Source organism: Streptomyces inhibens (genome assembly GCF_003389455.1).
GTDB classification, from domain to species: Bacteria; Actinomycetota; Actinomycetes; order Streptomycetales; family Streptomycetaceae; genus Streptomyces; species Streptomyces inhibens.
This window is the reverse complement of sequence record NZ_QUAC01000038.1, coordinates 1-665: the sequence shown is the minus strand read 5'-3', so window position 1 is coordinate 665 and position 665 is coordinate 1. Positions and strand designations below refer to the sequence as shown.

Sequence of the window (665 nt, the reverse complement as noted above, 5' to 3'; positions counted from 1 at the left end):
CATGACGTGATCAACGTCCGCGTGTGCCCGGGCATTCCACGGTATCCAGAAGTCCGGCCACCAACTTTCGCAACAGACCCTAGGCGGCGATACACGACGTGACGCCGAGCGGCGTCGAGATTCACCGCCTCCCGTTTGCCATTCCTAGGACCTCTAGGTTATACCTAGGGCTAATAGGAACGTGAGGAGGGCGCATGGTGCGGGCCGGGTTGACGGCGGAGCGGGTGACGATTGCGGGCGCCGAGCTGGCGGACGAGGTCGGGCTCGACGGGGTGACCATGTCGCAGGTGGCGCGGCGGCTCGGCGTGAAGGATGCGAGCCTCTACTCGCACGTCCGCGGTCTGGAGGATCTGCGCGGACGGATCGCGCTGCTGGCGGCGGACGAGAAGACCATCCGTATCGCCGAGGCGACCGCCGGGCGGTCGGGCAAGGANGAGAAGACCATCCGTATCGCCGAGGCGACCGCCGGGCGGTCGGGCAAGGACGCGCTGGTCGCGTTTGCCAACGCCTGGCGGGAGTACGCCCGTCAGCACCCGGGCCGCTACATGGCGACGCAGACCCCGATCCAGATCGACCCTGAGTTGGCCGCAAGAGCGCCCGGACCGCGGCGCGCGGTCGAGCTGACCTACGGCATGCTGCGCGGCTACGGACTGGCCGAGCCCGAT

At 68.4% G+C, this 665-nt stretch carries 1 protein-coding gene and 1 pseudogene; both read left to right on the top strand.

Going from position 1 to position 665, the window contains the following annotated elements; genetic code table 11:
* Positions 1–194: 194 nt before the first annotated feature.
* A pseudogene (locus DY245_RS45850) lies at positions 195–433 on the top strand (TetR family transcriptional regulator); the annotation flags it as partial.
* Position 434: 1 nt separating this feature from the next.
* The coding region (locus tag DY245_RS45845) for a TetR-like C-terminal domain-containing protein (protein ID WP_244942849.1) at positions 435–665 on the top strand (231 nt) is incomplete at both ends.